Genomic DNA, 331 nt, shown 5'->3' with positions numbered 1-331 from the left:
GGCGGATGAGCGGTTGGTGGTGGTGATTGGTGGTGGTTTGGAGGATGCGCCGGTGCGGGGTTTGGTGCGGTCGGCGCAGTCGGAGCATCCGGGTCGGTTTGTGTTGGTGGATACCGATGGTGAGGTGCTGGTTGTCGAGGGTGAGCCGGAGGTGGTGGTTCGTGGGGGTGAGGTGCGGGTGCCGCGGTTGGTGCCGGTGGCGGCGGCTGGTGGTGGTGGGGTGCCGGTGTTGGAGGGCACGGTGTTGGTGACTGGTGGTGGGGGTGCGTTGGGGTCGGTGGTGTGTGAGTGGTTGGTGGGTCGTGGTGTGAATGTGGTGGCGGTGGGTCGT

Annotated in this window: 1 protein-coding gene; it reads left to right on the top strand. The window is 66.8% G+C overall.

Annotated elements, in window-relative coordinates:
* Positions 1–13: 13 nt before the first annotated feature.
* On the top strand, positions 14–331 hold a 318-nt coding region (locus tag LPA41_RS43905; protein ID WP_255691896.1), incomplete at its 3' end, for a hypothetical protein.

The sequence above is a fragment of the Actinoplanes sp. DH11 genome (genome assembly GCF_020873875.1).
Taxonomy (GTDB): Bacteria; Actinomycetota; Actinomycetes; order Mycobacteriales; family Micromonosporaceae; genus Actinoplanes.
The sequence above is the reverse complement of the archived record's forward strand: the minus strand, read 5'-3'. Positions and strand labels throughout refer to the sequence as shown.